We start from the raw sequence: 16,021 nt of genomic DNA on the forward strand, positions 1-16,021 counted from the left end.
CCTTTAGCCCAGATCGCCAAAGCGCACCTGCAGTGCGGTGATGGCGGTGAGCGCAGTGGTCTCTGTGCGCAAAACGCGTGGTCCTAACAGGATATCAGTAAACTGGTAACGTGCGGTCATGGCAATTTCGTCAGCGGAAAGGCCGCCTTCCGGGCCAATCAGCAGACGCACGCGCTCAACGGGCTGTGGCAGCGTGTTGATGCTGTGCGCGGCGCGCGGGTGAAGATTGAGCTTAAGGCCGCTGTCCGGCTCGGCGCACCAGGCTTCGAGATCCATTGCCGGGCGGATTTCCGGCACCACGTTGCGACCGCACTGCTCGCAGGCGGCAATCGCGATTTTCTGCCACTGTTGCAGCTTTTTATTGAGGCGCTCTTCATCAAGCTTAACGCCGCAGCGCTCTGAAAATAGCGGGGTAATGACGCTGACTCCAAGCTCAATCGACTTCTGGATGGTGAATTCCATCTTCTCGCCGCGCGACATCACCTGGCCGAGATGTAAAAAGAGCGGCGATTCGCGGTTCGCCTCTTCACGGCTCACCACATTCACCAGCACGCTTTTTTTGCTCGCCTGCGTGATTTCAGCGGCAAAGACATGGTTGCTGCCGTCGAACAGTTGCAGCGCCTGGCCTGCGCTCATGCGCAGCACGCGGCCAACGTGGTTCGCGGCGTCTTCATCAAGAGCGATTTCACGCCCGACGACCAGCGGCTCGGGGTGATAGATGCGGGGAATTCGCATGGGCATTTTCCGGTAAACGGGCTTGCGGCATCGCGCGGCAAGCCCTGCATTAACAATTGCCCGGTAGTGTAGGTTAGCGGTTTTGCCCCTGGCAAGCCTGCTGTACGTAGGGGTTATGGTTGCCCTGCACCTTCGCGATGCGTTCGTCGCGGGTACACTCCCACGGCGTCACCGGGTAGAGCTTGTTCCAGGCCTCGAAAAGCTGCGTCTGGGCGCGCGACAGGTTGAGCTGATATTTATCGCGCATATAGAAATAGGTACGCGCGATAGCGCCGCGTGCGCGGGCAGGCGGCTCGGCCTGTTTATTTTTAAAGTCGACTTTCATTTCGCACTGGCCGTACTGGCCTTCCCCGCCGCGCCACTGGCTGTAAAGGAAATTGCCGCGATCGCCGTTCACTTCGCCGACGGCGGGTTGCAGGTTATGAAGATCGGTTTCCATTTCGCGATAAACCGGGTCTTTATCGCAGTTTTTCCGTCCGCCATCCTGCCAGCACTGACGCTGGTGGCCGAACTGCCACGCGGGCACCACGTGTTCCCATTCAATGCGCGACGCGCGGTTTTCGTTTTTCCGCACCTGATAGCCGCAGGCTTTGAGATCGGGGATCCCCTTTTTGCCCTGCCAGGTAATCGGGCAGCCGCAGTAGAAATCGCCAGGCGCGTCGGCGTTGATTTTCACGCCAGCCGCTTTGGCCTGGCTGAAACTATGAATACCGGACGCCAGCGCAGCGGGCGCGGCAAAGGCGACGCACAGCGCCGCCGCCAGTGTAATTTTGCGAGACATCTTCCAGCTCCTTGTCCGAAGGTGTTCGCAACGTAACGAAGGCGGGCGCCGGAAGCAATCGGTTATTGCCAGAAATTTCCTGAAGGCGTCAGTTTTCTGCGACGAGCGTATCGCCGCAGCGCACGCAGCGGTACTGGGTTTCGCCGCGTACGACGCGGTTATGACGGCGCACAGTCAGTTGATGCTGCTGACAGCGGCAGCGGTAGGGGAAGGTGTTAGCACGCACCGAATCGAGCTCAAACTGATGCGTACGGCGCGCCGGAACGCCGAGCACGCTTTCCATCATCCATTTCCACTCTTTGCCGTGCGGCGGCACGCGGCCGAAATGTTTCCAGACCAGCAGGTGCGCCAGCTCGTGCGGCACCACTTCATCAATAAACGCCTGCTGGTTTTCCATCAGCAGTACCGGATTTAAGCGGATTTCATAGCTTTCGAGCCAGGCGGTACCCGCCGCTGTGCCGCGCTGTTGATAGACCAGTTTTGGCTCCGGGTAGTTGCGGCCAAGTTTGAGATTAGCGCGTGCGAGCGCGTCGCGCAGGCTGCGCATTACGGCCTGTTGAATGGCGATGGGAAGACGTGGGGTTTTCATAGCGAGAGGATAGAACTGAGGAGGGGATGGGCGCAAGAGGCGGCAGCCCCTTGCGCATGCCGCCCGCATGAACGGGCGGCAAGGTCAGGCTTAGTCGTTTGAACCGATGTCGCGCAGTTTACGGCCCTGCATCAGATTACGCTCGATATGCTCCAGCGACACGTGCTTGGTTTCCGGTATCAGCAGTACGGTCAGCACGATGAAGAACAGGTTGAGACCGGCGTAGACCCAGAAGGTCGGCGCGTTGCCCAGCGTGTTGAGCATGGTGAGGAAGGTCGCACCGACGATCATGTTCGCAATCCAGTTGGTCGTGGTGGAGAGCGTGATGCCGAAATCGCGGCCTTTCAGCGGCTGAATTTCAGAGCACAGCACCCAAATCAGCGGGCCGGCGCTCATGGCGAAACCGATGATGAACATCAGCAGCATCGCGACGGCGAAGTACTGGCCTGCCGGGCTGTCGATGCCCATGTGCAGCATGGTGCCGAGAATGCCCATACCGGCGGCCATGACGATAAAGCCCAGAATCAGCGTCGGCTTACGGCCCCAGCGGTCAACCAGGCCGATGGCGATAAAGGTCGCCAGGACGTTGGTCAGGCCGACAATCACGGTGCCCCACATCTGCTCTGTGGTGTTGGAGTAACCCGCCAGTTCAAAGATTTTCGGCGCGTAATACATGATGACGTTCATCCCGGTGAACTGCTGCATCACCTGCAACAGAATGCCGAGGAACACTGCGCGGCGGAAGTTGCTGTTGTCTTTAAACAGCGCCCAGCCGCCCTGTTTCACCTTCAGGCTTTCGCGAATCTCTTCCAGCTCGCGTTTGGCTTCGGCGCTGGAATCACGCAGGCGCAGCAGAACGCGCTCGGCGTCGTGGAAGCGACGTTTCGCGGCGAACCAGCGTGGGCTGTCCGGCAGGAAGAAAACGCCAATCAGCAGCAGGATGGCCGGGATAGTGATAACCCCGAGCATCCAGCGCCAGGCGCCGCTGTAGCTGAACGCGGTGTCAGAAAGATACGCACCCAGAATACCGATGGTGATCATCAGCTGATACATAGAAATCATACTGCCGCGGATTTTCTCCGGCGCGATTTCAGAGAGGTACAGCGGCGCGGTGTAAGAGGCGATACCGACCGCAAGGCCCAGTAACACGCGGGAGATAATCAGCACTTCCACATTTGGCGCGAACGCCGAGCAGAGGGAGCCGATAACGAACAGCACGGAACCAATCATCAGGCTGTATTTACGCCCGAGACGCGAAGAGAGCCAGCCGCTGCCAACCGCGCCGACCGCAGCACCGAACATCATGGAGCTGACCACCCACTCCTGTTGATGTGGCGTGATATTAAAATCTTTGGCGATGAAGGGCAGCGCGCCCGCAATGACGCCGATGTCGAGGCCGAAAAGAAGTCCTGCCAGAGCCGCCAGAAAGCAGACGAAGAACGTCATGGCCTTGTGTGAACGCCCCTGTTTTTTATTGTCAGGCATACTGCCCTCCAGTTGGGTTATTGGTTTTATCGTGGTAAAGGGTAAGTTAGCGTAACGTAAAAATATGTGATATCAGTCACGTGCGTGTAATCGGTTACACTAGTGTCAGCTTCTGTAAAGCGCTTATCCCTTTTTTAATCAGTTAATTAGTGTAGCCAGAAACGAAGCGGCGGAGAGGAATTCAGACTAAACCGAAGCGGGATGTAACAGACCGCAGAAGGAGCGTTTGCGTATAGACAATTCCGAAAAAACGCCGCTTTTCCTGCTCATGTAATCGGTTTCAGTAAGATCGTGTCCGTCGCGATGGCAGAAAGTATAGCTGCTGACGGTAAAGAAGAAGGGGCAGGGCGCTATACCGCCCAAAAAGCAAAAGGCCAGCACAAGGCTGGCCTTTGAGCACCACGCAGGAATTATTTCAGACCGGCAGCGTCGCGCAGCAGCTGCGCTTTGTCGGTTTTTTCCCACGGGAAGTGTTCGCGACCAAAGTGACCGTAAGCGGCGGTCTCTTTGTAGATCGGGTGCAGCAGATCCAGCATCTGGATCAGGCCGTACGGACGCAGGTCGAAGAACTCACGCACCAGCAGGGTGAGCTGCTCGGTGGCAATTTTCTCGGTGCCGAACGTTTCAACCATGATGGAGGTCGGCTCTGCGACGCCGATGGCGTAGGAAACCTGGATTTCACAACGGTCAGCCAGGCCTGCAGCCACGATGTTTTTCGCGACATAACGCGCCGCATAGGCTGCGGAACGGTCAACTTTAGACGGATCCTTACCGGAGAACGCGCCGCCACCGTGACGCGCCATGCCGCCGTAGGTATCAACGATGATCTTACGACCAGTCAGGCCGCAGTCACCCATAGGCCCGCCGATAACGAAACGGCCCGTCGGGTTGATGAAATATTTGGTGGATTCATTCAGCCATTCCGCAGGCAGAACCGGCTTGATGATCTCTTCCATAACGGCGTCGTGCAGAACGTTCTGCTCGATGTCTTCCGCATGCTGTGTGGAAAGGACAACCGCATCGATACCCACGATTTTGCCGCCATCGTACTGGAACGTCACCTGGCTTTTCGCATCCGGGCGCAGCCACGGCAGCGTGCCGTTTTTACGCACTTCGGCCTGACGCTGTACCAGACGGTGCGCGTAGGTCACCGGCGCAGGCATCAGCACGTCGGTTTCGTTGGTGGCATAGCCGAACATCAGGCCCTGGTCGCCCGCGCCCTGCTCGAGCGGATCGGTGCGGTCAACGCCCTGGTTGATGTCCGGAGACTGTTTGCCGATGGCGCTCAGTACGGCGCAGGAGTTGGCGTCAAAGCCCATGTCGGAATGAACGTAGCCGATTTCGCGTACGGTATTGCGGGTAATCTCTTCGATATCGACCCACGCGCTGGTGGTAATTTCACCGCCGACCAGCACCATACCGGTTTTCACGTACGTTTCGCAGGCTACGCGTGCTTTCGGATCCTGCTCAAGAATGGCGTCCAGCACTGCATCGGAGATCTGGTCCGCAATTTTATCGGGATGTCCTTCTGAGACAGATTCAGAAGTAAAAAGGTGTTTTGCCATGTTTTGTATCACCCTGGATAAATCAATTAGCTCAGCATACCGTGTGTCGGTGCCATCTAAGAAGAAAATTCTGCGGCCATGCAGGTAAACACACAGGAAGGCTAAGTGTTAATCAGTATAGATGGATTAACATCTGGACGGCTATTCTAGGTTAAATCTTAAGCCGATTTCCAGCAGTTTTTGCGACGATGACCAACGCGTTTACCGCCGCGCTGGCAAGAATTCCTGACAAGGACGGCAAACGGCGCTTTTTTGTTTTGCTTTTTATTTGTGTTCCCGGTATAAAACGGCGCGCGCGGCTCCTGCAAAAAAGCGCACGGAAACAGTCTCCGTGTCGCCACTTCCAGCCGGGCTGAGAGTGATTTTTAGCTTTGGCTTATCGCCGGTCTACAAGGGCTGCCGTGGAGGTGATACCAGATAATGAACCGCCGTTATTCGCTTAATCTGCCATGCCGTTCTGGCGTGCGCTTTTCCCCCGCAACCTGCATCTCTTTTTTGCAAACCTGCCGATGTTCTACCCATCTCGGCGCTTCTCAGGATTCCCGGGCCGGTCACGGCTTGCGATAACTGAACAAGGGCTCTCCTGACGTCAGGAGTTTTCTCGTGGTTTCGCCGACCCGTCACACGGAGTTCGGTTACGTGTTTTACAATGATATGAATAAGAAACCGGTCGCGCGGCAGGGTGGTCAGCACTATGTGCTGGATTACTCTGCTGTTTATGGGTTGTTATCACAGTGTAACGCTGCGATAGTAGTTAACTGTTTTACACTTTCGACAAAATTTGAGGTTCGCTATGTCTGACGACATCTTTTCATCTTCGCCTTCGTCAGCGGGCGAACAGGGTGTACTACGTTCCATGCAGGAGGTTGCAATGAGCTCCCAGGAAGCCAGCAAGATGCTGCGTACTTACAATATTGCCTGGTGGGGCAATAACTACTACGACGTTAACGAACTGGGCCATATCAGCGTTTGCCCGGATCCTGACGTCCCCGAAGCGCGCGTCGATCTCGCGAAGCTGGTAAAAGAGCGTGAAGCTCAGGGCCAGCGCCTGCCTGCGCTGTTCTGCTTCCCGCAGATCCTGCAACATCGCCTGCGTTCTATTAACGCGGCGTTTAAGCGCGCCCGTGAATCCTACGGCTATAACGGCGACTACTTCCTGGTCTACCCAATCAAGGTCAACCAGCATCGTCGCGTCATTGAATCGCTGATCCATTCTGGCGAGCCGCTGGGCCTGGAAGCGGGCTCCAAAGCGGAGCTGATGGCGGTACTGGCGCACGCGGGCATGACCCGTAGCGTTATCGTCTGTAACGGCTATAAAGACCGCGAATACATTCGCCTGGCGCTGATCGGCGAGAAGATGGGCCACAAGGTCTATCTGGTCATCGAGAAGATGTCGGAAATCAAAATCGTGCTGGAAGAAGCTGAACGCCTGAATGTGATCCCGCGTCTTGGCGTGCGTGCGCGTCTCGCCTCGCAGGGATCCGGCAAATGGCAATCTTCCGGCGGCGAAAAATCGAAGTTCGGCCTGGCGGCGACGCAGGTGCTGCAACTGGTTGAGATGCTGCGCGAGGCCAATCGTCTCGACAGCCTGCAACTGCTGCACTTCCACCTGGGTTCCCAGATGGCGAATATCCGCGATATCGCCACCGGCGTGCGTGAATCCGCCCGTTTCTATGTGGAACTGCACAAGCTTGGCGTGAATATTCAGTGCTTCGACGTGGGCGGTGGTCTGGGCGTGGACTATGAAGGTACGCGCTCGCAGTCTGACTGCTCGGTCAACTATGGCCTGAACGAATACGCGAACAACATTATCTGGGCCATCGGCGACGCGTGTGAAGAAAACGGCCTGCCGCACCCGACGGTTATCACCGAATCGGGCCGCGCGGTAACGGCGCACCACACTGTGCTGGTCTCCAATATCATCGGCGTTGAGCGTAACGAATATACCGAGCCGACTGCGCCGTCTGAAGACGCGCCGCGCCCGCTGCAAAGCATGTGGGAAACCTGGCAGGAGATGCACGAGCCGGGCACGCGCCGTTCGCTGCGCGAGTGGCTGCACGATAGCCAGATGGATCTGCACGATATTCATATCGGTTATTCTTCGGGCTCATATTCGCTCCAGGATCGCGCCTGGGCGGAACAGCTCTATCTGAGCCTGTGCCAGGAAGTGCAGAAACAGCTCGATCCGCAAAACCGCGCGCATCGCCCGATTATCGACGAACTGCAGGAGCGCATGGCGGATAAGATTTACGTCAACTTCTCGCTGTTCCAGTCGATGCCGGATGCCTGGGGTATCGATCAGCTTTTCCCGGTATTGCCACTGGAAGGTCTGAACCACGCGCCGACGCGCCGTGGCGTGCTGCTCGATATTACCTGCGATTCCGATGGCACCATCGATCACTACGTCGATGGCGACGGCATCGCGACCACCATGCCGCTGCCGGAATACGATCCGGAAAACCCGCCGCCGCTGGGCTTCTTTATGGTGGGCGCGTACCAGGAGATTCTGGGCAACATGCATAACCTCTTCGGCGATACCGAAGCGGTGGACGTGTTTGTGTTCCCGGATGGCAGCGTGGAAGTGGAGCTTTCCGATGAAGGCGACACCGTGGCGGATATGCTGCGTTACGTTCAGCTCGACCCGGATACGCTGCTGACGCACTTCCGCGATCAGGTCAAACAGACCGATCTGGATGCCGCGCTGCAACAGCAGTTCCTGGAAGAGTTCGAGAGCGGCCTGTACGGCTACACCTATCTCGAAGACGAGTAATCAGGTCTTAGCCTCCCGCTGGTCGGGAGGCTAAAAAACACGCAGCGGAATTTCCTGTTCTATACTGACGAGCATGATCCGCGCGCTATTGAACCTGAACGAAAATCTGGCGATAATCCGCGCCAATACGCTCTACACGAATCCATCCCTTCCTCGTCGGGTTTAACGACGCGGAGGGGATTTTTTTTATCCCACGTCTCAACCTTAAAAAGAGGTCAGATTCATGAATACCTTAGGCCATCAGTACGACAACTCCCTGGTTTCCAACGCCTTTGGTTTTTTACGCCTGCCGTTGAATTTCATGCCGTATGACAGCGACGCCGAGTGGGTGATCACCGGTATTCCGTTCGATATGGCCACCTCCGGCCGTTCGGGCAGCCGCTTCGGACCTGCCGCTATCCGCCAGGTATCCACCAACCTCGCGTGGGAAGGCAACCGCTTCCCGTGGAACTTCGATATGCGTAAGCGCCTGAACGTCGTGGACTGCGGCGATCTGGTTTACGCGTTCGGCGACGCGCGCGAGATGAGCGAGAAACTCCAGGCGCACGCGGAAAAACTGCTGGCGGCCGGTAAGCGTATGCTCTCTTTCGGCGGTGACCACTTCGTGACGCTGCCGCTGCTGCGCGCCCACGCGAAGCATTTCGGTAAAATGGCGCTGGTGCATTTCGACGCGCATACCGACACCTACGCGAACGGCTGTGAATTTGACCACGGCACCATGTTCTACACCGCGCCGAACGAGGGTCTGATCGATCCGACCCGCTCCGTGCAGATTGGCATCCGTACTGAATTCGACAAAGACAACGGCTTTACCGTGCTGGATGCGCCGCAGGTGAACGACCGCACCGTTGATGACGTAGTCGCTCAGGTGAAACAGATCGTCGGCGACATGCCGGTATACCTGACGTTCGACATCGACTGCCTGGATCCGGCGTTCGCACCGGGCACCGGCACGCCGGTGATCGGCGGCCTGACCTCCGATCGCGCGCTGAAACTGCTGCGTGGCATTCAGGGTCTGAACATCGTCGGGATGGATATCGTGGAAGTGGCACCAGCATACGACCAGTCTGATATCACCGCGCTGGCCGCGGCAACGCTGGCGCTGGAAATGCTCTACATCCAGGCGGCGAAAAAAGGCGAGTAATTTGCGCCAGGCCCGGTAGCGTAATGCTTGCCGGGCTGACAGTATTCGCAAAAACGCCGGACAAGGGGACACCCTGTCCGGCGTTTTCTTTTATATAACGAAAGCCGCTTATTTCAGCCCGTCCGCCTTCATGCGATCGCGAATGTGCTGCGCGCGCGCTTCCGAGGCCGGGTGATCGTCAAACATGGAGCTCTGACGGCCTTTTTCCAGCTTCGCGAGTTTCTCAAAGCTGGTGGCAAGCCCTGACGGGTTAATACCGCGTTTACGCAGCAGGTCGTAAGAGTAGTCATCCGCTTCCGATTCCTGACGCTGCGAGAACTGCGCGTTCACCAGCTGTTCGCCAAGCTCGCCCAGTTGCGACTGCGACAGGCTGCCCACAATACCTCCCGCAGAAGCCGCCGCACCGCGCAGCGCGTTGGTGCCCAGCGCCACCTGCATGCCGCGCTTCACGTGGCCCAGCGCGACGTGGCCCATTTCATGGCCGATCACCGCTTCCACTTCGTTATCGTTCATCATGTCCATCAGACCGCTGTAAACGCGGATGCAGCCGTTCGCCATCGCGAAGGCGTTAACGTCTTTTTCTTCGTAAACCTTGTAGTTCACCGGCTGGCCGTTGATGTTATCGCCAAGCGCCGCGGCGATTTTGTTCAGGCGCTGCGTATACTGGCTGTTCGCTGGCGCGATTTTCGCTTTGCTGTCCTGCGATTTACAGGCTTCGTCACTCAGCGCTTTTACCTGCGCGTCGCTTAAGGTGTAGGCCTGGAACGCCTCGGCGCCTGAGCTTAGCAGGCCGTTGGAATTCATGTTTTGGCAGCCGCTCAGCAGGGCTGCTGCGGTCATGCTCAGTACTATCGCGCGCATTTTCATCGTTATGCTTCCACGCTCCATTGAGGTTTTCGTTATTGTCGCCGCGAAACGGCTTCGCTGGCTTGCGGCTTAGTATAAAGAGGTTTGCGCACCTGCGGCGAGTAGGTTGCGCAAACTGCGAGCGGCTTCCAGAGATTTCTTAGCGAACAAAAGGATGCTCCATGTACATGCCCATCCGCTTGGGTTACATTGTGGGACACTTTTTCGGGCGTAGCCCATAACGCGTAGTAGTCAAGCCGTTAACAAGGCGTGGCCTTCAACTATCCGATCTGGAGTCAAAATGTCCTCTCGTAAAGAGCTTGCCAATGCTATTCGTGCGCTCAGCATGGACGCAGTACAAAAAGCCAAATCCGGCCATCCGGGTGCCCCGATGGGCATGGCTGACATTGCCGAAGTCCTGTGGCGTGATTTCCTGAACCATAACCCGCAGAACCCGTCCTGGGCTGACCGCGACCGCTTCGTGCTGTCCAACGGTCACGGCTCCATGCTGATTTACAGCCTGCTGCACCTCACCGGTTACGATCTGCCGATCGAAGAGCTGAAGAACTTCCGTCAGCTGCATTCCAAAACGCCGGGCCACCCGGAAGTCGGCTACACGCCGGGCGTGGAAACCACCACCGGTCCGCTGGGGCAGGGGATCGCGAACGCGGTCGGTATGGCTATCGCCGAGCGTACGCTGGCGGCGCAGTTTAACCGCCCAGGGCATGACATTGTTGACCACTACACCTACGCCTTCCTGGGCGACGGCTGCATGATGGAAGGCATCTCCCACGAAGTCTGCTCGCTGGCCGGTACGCTGGGCCTCGGCAAGCTGGTGGCGTTCTACGATGACAACGGCATCTCCATCGACGGCCACATTGAAGGCTGGTTCACCGACGATACCGCGAAACGCTTTGAAGCCTACGGCTGGCACGTGGTGCGCGGCGTGGACGGCCACGACGCCGATTCCATCAAGCGCGCCATTGAAGAAGCGCGTTCTGTTACCGACAAACCGTCTCTGCTGATGTGCAAAACCGTTATCGGTTTCGGCTCGCCGAACAAAGCAGGCACCCATGATTCTCACGGCGCGCCGCTGGGCGACGCCGAAGTGGCCGCGACCCGCGAACAACTGGGCTGGAAATATGAGCCGTTTGTGATCCCGCAGGAAATCTACGCGCAGTGGGATGCCAAAGAGATGGGTCAGGCCAAAGAGAGCGCCTGGAACGAAAAATTCGCGGCCTACGCGAAAGCATTCCCGCAGGAAGCCGCTGAATTCACCCGCCGCATGAAAGGCGAAATGCCGGCAGATTTCGCGGCGAAAGCGCAGGAGTTCATCGCGAACCTGCAGGCGAACCCGGCGAAAATCGCCAGCCGTAAAGCCTCTCAGAACGCTATCGAAGCCTTCGGCAAACTGCTGCCGGAATTCCTGGGCGGCTCTGCGGATCTCGCGCCGAGCAACCTGACCATCTGGTCTGGCTCTAAAGCGATTAATGAAGATGCCGCAGGCAACTACATTCACTACGGGGTGCGCGAGTTCGGCATGACCGCTATCGCGAACGGCATCGCGCTGCACGGCGGTTTCCTGCCGTACACCTCCACCTTCCTGATGTTTGTGGAATATGCCCGTAACGCGGTGCGTATGGCTGCGCTGATGAAACAGCGTCAGGTGATGGTCTACACCCACGACTCCATCGGTCTTGGCGAAGATGGCCCGACCCACCAGCCGGTTGAACAGCTGGCGGCGCTGCGCGTGACCCCGAACATGAGCACATGGCGTCCGTGCGACCAGGTGGAATCTGCGGTAGCGTGGAAATACGCGGTTGAGCGCCACGATGGCCCGACGGCGCTTATCTTCTCCCGTCAGAACCTGGCGCAGCAGGAACGTAGCGAGCAGCAGCTGGCGGATATCGCCCGCGGAGCCTACATCCTGAAAGATTGCGACGGTCAGCCGCAAATCATCTTCATCGCTACCGGCTCTGAAGTTGAACTGGCTGTTGCCGCTGCCGATAAACTGGCTGCAGAAGGCGTGAAAGCGCGCGTGGTTTCCATGCCGTCCACCGATGTCTTCGACAAGCAGGATGCCGCTTACCGCGAAGCTGTGCTGCCGAAAGCGGTCAGCGCGCGCGTGGCTATCGAAGCGGGCATCGCCGACTACTGGTTCAAATACGTTGGCCTGAACGGCGCTATCGTCGGTATGACCACCTTCGGTGAATCCGCACCGGCTGAGCAGCTGTTCGAAGAGTTCGGCTTTACCGTAGAAAACGTGGTAAGCAAGGCGAAAGCGCTGCTGTAATCGCGCATAGCGTTATAAAACGAACGGGAGGCCAGCGCCTCCCGTTTTTTTTGACTCAGTCGCCCGGATATTTTTCCCGCAACGCGATGGCAAACGATGAGTTATCGTAGTCAGAGACCGGCCAGTCGCGGTAGTCCAGCAAATCATCCGCCATTTCCTGAATCACCGCGTTAAGCTCAAGCCGCGCCAGCCATGTTTCCGGTATGGCCGTAATACCGTTCATCGCACCGAGCAGGTTCCCGGCTATCGCGCCGGTGGAGTCGGAATCGCCGTCGTGGTTTACCGCCATCAGTACGCCCTCTTCAAACGAGCGGGCGCGCAGCGCGCAAAACAGCGCGATAGCGAGCGCCTCTTCCGCCACCCAGCCTTCACCCAGTGTTTTAATAGCCTCCTGCGGGGCGATCGGCCCTGCGGCGAGCGAGCGCGCCTGCTCCAGCGCTCGCCATGTTTCTTCATGCTGCGGCGCGTTTTTCAGTAAATCCAGCGAGCGCGTCAGCGCAGCGTCAAGGGATTCGCCCTGAACGAGCTGCAAAACCAGCGCTGCCAGCACACCACCGGTGAGATAGCCGGTCGGATGACCGTGCGTGAGCGCGGCGAGCTGGCAACCGGTGTCAAACGCCGCTTTCAGTAAATCGCCGCCCGGGTAACGCACGTAAAAAAGCCCCACCGGTGCCACGCGCATAACGCCGCCGCAGCCCTTGCTGTCGTTACGGGCCGGTTCGCCAAAGGCGCGCATCTCGCGCAGCGCATTAAGGCATGTGTTGCCCGGCGCGCGGGCATGGAAGAGGGCGTTATGCCCGATAAGCCAGCCGGATATCTGCGTCTTATCCAGTAGTTTGTGGCGGTTGCGCTCGTCCTGCGTCAGCAGCCAGCGCAAATACGCGTGAGCGGTCACACCGGTGAACGACGGACCGATGCCGCGCATCGCCGCGCGCATCCAGGCCCGCAGCAATCCTTCGGCGGTAAAGAGCGTCATCTGCGTATCGTCCGTGATTTTCCCGATGCCGCCCCATACGTATTCATAATCCGTGACGCCCTGTGCCCCGAAGCGCGCGGTGATTTCCGCAAGCCGTAAAAATTCCACCGGTCCGCCGAGCGCATCGCCCACGGCACCGCCGAGCAAACAGCCGCGAAACCGCGCGCGCAGAGAGGCGAGACTTCCTGCGTTTTCGTACTCTTCTGGATACGCCATAACTATCCCTTTGCTAGTGTGGAGCCGTGACCATTGTAGGATGCGGCGACGGGCGCGTAACGACGTTATTGACTCCCGTTATGGTTTATTTCTGCCCGTCATTCTCACAGACAGGTGTGATGGTGGAATTTATTCCAGAAAAAATGTGATGCAGGTCAGAAGTTAGTGTCATTTCGCCGCGGTATCATTCCTTTTATTCCACGTTTCGCTTATTCTTGCTGAAGCGTTTCAGTCGGCTGATTGTTCGACAATCCATCAAACGGTTGTAGTTTGTGACGGGCGAGGATTCCCCTTCAAAGGTGGCTGCATTACTCTGTCAGCTCCTTCACATCCGGGATTCTGGCAGGAGATATATGACCTTACGCGTAGCGATTAATGGCTTCGGTCGCATCGGGCGCAACGTAGTTCGTGCGTTGTATGAGTCCGGCCGTCGCGCAGAAATCAGTGTGGTCGCCATTAATGAGCTGGCCGACGCTGCGGGCATGGCGCATTTGCTGAAATATGACACCAGCCACGGCCGCTTCGCGTGGGATGTTCGTCAGGAAGGCGAGCAACTCTGGATAGGCAACGATGTTATTCGTCTGCTGCATGAACGCGACATTAACGCGCTGCCCTGGAAAGCGCTGGATGTGGACGTGGTGCTCGATTGCACCGGCGTTTACGGCAGCCGCGCCGATGGCGTCGCTCATCTTGAAGCTGGCGCGCGCAAAGTGCTGTTCTCACACCCGGGCGGCAACGATCTCGACGCCACCGTCGTTTACGGCGTTAATGAAGCGGCGCTGCGCGCTGAGCATTGCATTGTTTCTAACGCCTCCTGCACCACCAACTGCATTATTCCGATTATCAAGCTGATGGACGACGCGTTCGGTATAGAATCCGGCACCGTGACGACCATCCATTCCGCCATGCACGATCAACAGGTTATCGACGCTTATCATCCGGACCTGCGCCGCACTCGCGCGGCCAGTCAGTCCATCATTCCGGTCGATACTAAGCTTGCCGCCGGTATAACGCGTATTTTTCCTAAATTTCATGACCGCTTTGAGGCAATTGCGGTGCGCGTGCCTACCATTAATGTGACGGCCATTGATTTAAGCGTGACTGTGCAAAAACCGGTAAAAGCCCATGAAGTCAACCTGTTGCTGCAAAAAGCGGCACAGGGTGCATTTCATGGTATAGTTGACTATACGGAATTACCGTTGGTCTCAACAGATTTTAACCACGATCCGCACAGCGCCATTGTGGATGGCACCCAGACACGGGTGAGTGGAGCGCACCTGATTAAAACACTGGTCTGGTGCGATAACGAATGGGGCTTCGCTAACCGGATGCTCGACACGACGTTAGCGATGGCAGCTATTGGTTTCAGGTAAGATTTCATGCGTTACGGCCCTGTGGCCTGTGCGTATGGTGTCTGCAAAACTTTAAGAATCAACGAGAGGATTCACCATGTCTGTAATTAAGATGACCGATCTGGATCTGGCAGGTAAACGCGTTCTGATCCGTGCCGATCTCAACGTTCCGGTAAAAGAGGGCAAAGTTACCTCTGACGCGCGTATCCGCGCCTCCCTGCCGACCATCGAACTGGCTCTGAAACAGGGCGCTAAAGTGATGGTGACGTCCCACCTGGGCCGCCCGACTGAAGGCGAATACAACGAAGAATTCTCTCTGCTGCCGGTAGTTAACTACCTGAAAGACAAACTGAACTCCCCGGTTCGCCTGGCGAAAGACTACCTCGACGGCGTTGAAGTGGCTGAAGGCGAGCTGGTCGTTTTAGAAAACGTTCGCTTTAACAAAGGCGAGAAGAAAGACGACGAAACTCTGGCGAAAAAATACGCGTCCCTGTGCGACGTGTTCGTAATGGACGCCTTTGGTACCGCGCACCGCGCGCAGGCTTCCACTCACGGTGTCGCGAAATTCGCTGACGTGGCGTGCGCAGGCCCGCTGCTGGCAGAAGAACTGGACGCGCTGGGTAAAGCGCTGAAAGAGCCGGCTCGCCCGATGGTTGCTATCGTGGGTGGTTCTAAAGTTTCTACCAAACTGACCGTACTGGACTCCCTGTCTAAAATCGCTGACCAGCTGATCGTAGGCGGCGGCATCGCCAACACCTTCGTGGCAGCCCAGGGCCACAACGTCGGCAAATCCCTGTACGAAGCGGATCTGGTTGATGAAGCGAAACGCCTGCTGGGCACCTGCGACATCCCGGTTCCGACCGACGTTCGCGTAGCGACCGAGTTCTCTGAAACCGCGCCGGCTACCCTGAAATCTGTTACTGAAATCAAAGATGAAGAGCAGATCCTGGATATGGGCGACGTTTCCGCTGAGAAACTGGCTGAAATCCTGAAAAACGCCAAAACGATTCTGTGGAACGGCCCGGTGGGCGTGTTCGAGTTCCCGAACTTCCGTAAAGGCACCGAAATCGTGGCTCGCGCTATCGCTGAAAGCGACGCGTTCTCCATCGCAGGCGGAGGCGATACCCTGGCGGCTATCGATATGTTCGGCATCGCCGACAAGATCTCCTACATCTCCACTGGCGGCGGCGCATTCCTCGAATTCGTGGAAGGCAAAGTTCTGCCGGCAGTTGCGATGCTCGAAGAGCGCGCAAAGAAATAATCTAAGCA

14 protein-coding genes are annotated in these 16,021 nt (G+C 57.4%); 7 read left to right on the plus strand and 7 right to left on the minus strand.

The genetic code is table 11. The annotated features are described in order from the left end of the window. Nucleotides 1–3: 3 nt before the first annotated feature. The 5 genes from rsmE to metK form a co-directional block, all read right to left on the minus strand. Nucleotides 4–735 (minus strand): 16S rRNA (uracil(1498)-N(3))-methyltransferase, encoded by a 732-nt coding sequence (gene rsmE / locus AFK66_RS02780; protein ID WP_004385633.1) that lies wholly within the window; start codon nt 733–735, stop codon nt 4–6. Between the two features lie 73 nt (nt 736–808). Then, entirely contained in the window at nt 809–1,516 is a 708-nt protein-coding gene (gene endA / locus AFK66_RS02785) for a deoxyribonuclease I (protein ID WP_007849015.1), read from the minus strand. An 88-nt stretch (nt 1,517–1,604) separates the two neighbouring features. Further along, the gene (locus AFK66_RS02790; RefSeq protein WP_004385635.1) at nt 1,605–2,105 is read right to left on the minus strand and encodes a SprT family zinc-dependent metalloprotease; all 501 of its coding nucleotides are present in this window, start codon (nt 2,103–2,105) and stop codon (nt 1,605–1,607) included. A gap of 90 nt (nt 2,106–2,195) precedes the next feature. Beyond that, nucleotides 2,196–3,590, minus strand: a complete 1,395-nt coding sequence (locus AFK66_RS02795; protein ID WP_007778030.1) for a sugar porter family MFS transporter — start codon at nt 3,588–3,590, stop codon at nt 2,196–2,198. A gap of 410 nt (nt 3,591–4,000) precedes the next feature. Then, nucleotides 4,001–5,155: a methionine adenosyltransferase gene (gene metK, locus AFK66_RS02800; RefSeq protein WP_004385637.1), complete on the minus strand. Its 1,155-nt coding sequence runs from the start codon at nt 5,153–5,155 to the stop codon at nt 4,001–4,003. Between the two features lie 420 nt (nt 5,156–5,575). Between metK and AFK66_RS23205 the strand changes: the two genes are divergently transcribed. The 4 genes from AFK66_RS23205 (at nt 5,576) to speB (ending at nt 9,069) form a co-directional block, all read left to right on the plus strand. Beyond that, entirely contained in the window at nt 5,576–5,722 is a 147-nt protein-coding gene (locus AFK66_RS23205) for a hypothetical protein (RefSeq protein ID WP_419715444.1), read from the plus strand. 87 nt (nt 5,723–5,809) lie between these two features. Next, nucleotides 5,810–5,956 carry an acid stress response protein YqgB gene (yqgB, locus tag AFK66_RS20980; RefSeq protein WP_139155640.1) on the plus strand — a complete coding sequence of 49 codons (147 nt, stop codon included), beginning with the start codon at nt 5,810–5,812 and terminating at the stop codon, nt 5,954–5,956. Further along, entirely contained in the window at nt 5,949–7,925 is a 1,977-nt protein-coding gene (speA, locus tag AFK66_RS02805) for a biosynthetic arginine decarboxylase (protein ID WP_032968410.1), read from the plus strand. Before yqgB ends, speA begins: the two co-directional genes overlap by 8 nt. A 223-nt stretch (nt 7,926–8,148) precedes the next feature. Beyond that, a complete protein-coding gene (gene speB, locus AFK66_RS02810; protein WP_007778017.1) occupies nt 8,149–9,069 on the plus strand; it encodes an agmatinase in 921 nt (306 codons plus the stop codon). Nucleotides 9,070–9,177: 108 nt separating this feature from the next. Here speB and loiP read toward each other — a convergent pair whose 3' ends face one another. Further along, nucleotides 9,178–9,936 (minus strand): metalloprotease LoiP, encoded by a 759-nt coding sequence (loiP, locus tag AFK66_RS02815; RefSeq protein ID WP_004385643.1) that lies wholly within the window; start codon nt 9,934–9,936, stop codon nt 9,178–9,180. A 280-nt stretch (nt 9,937–10,216) separates the two neighbouring features. Here loiP and tkt point away from each other — a divergent pair, with 280 nt between their 5' ends. After that, nucleotides 10,217–12,208 carry a transketolase gene (gene tkt, locus AFK66_RS02820; RefSeq protein WP_007778008.1) on the plus strand — a complete coding sequence of 664 codons (1,992 nt, stop codon included), beginning with the start codon at nt 10,217–10,219 and terminating at the stop codon, nt 12,206–12,208. Nucleotides 12,209–12,263: 55 nt separating this feature from the next. On the opposite strand, the gene AFK66_RS02825 is transcribed toward tkt, so the two are convergent. Next, on the minus strand, nt 12,264–13,400 hold the full coding sequence (locus tag AFK66_RS02825; protein ID WP_007778007.1) for an ADP-ribosylglycohydrolase family protein: 1,137 nt from the start codon (nt 13,398–13,400) through the stop codon (nt 12,264–12,266). Between the two features lie 353 nt (nt 13,401–13,753). Here AFK66_RS02825 and epd point away from each other — a divergent pair, with 353 nt between their 5' ends. Beyond that, a complete protein-coding gene (epd, locus tag AFK66_RS02830) occupies nt 13,754–14,773 on the plus strand; it encodes an erythrose-4-phosphate dehydrogenase (RefSeq protein WP_007778006.1) in 1,020 nt (339 codons plus the stop codon). Nucleotides 14,774–14,849: 76 nt separating this feature from the next. Then, the gene (pgk, locus tag AFK66_RS02835) at nt 14,850–16,013 is read left to right on the plus strand and encodes a phosphoglycerate kinase (protein ID WP_004385648.1); all 1,164 of its coding nucleotides are present in this window, start codon (nt 14,850–14,852) and stop codon (nt 16,011–16,013) included. Nucleotides 16,014–16,021 lie beyond the last annotated feature (8 nt).

It is taken from the genome of Cronobacter malonaticus LMG 23826 (genome assembly GCF_001277215.2).
Classification (GTDB): Bacteria; Pseudomonadota; Gammaproteobacteria; order Enterobacterales; family Enterobacteriaceae; genus Cronobacter; species Cronobacter malonaticus.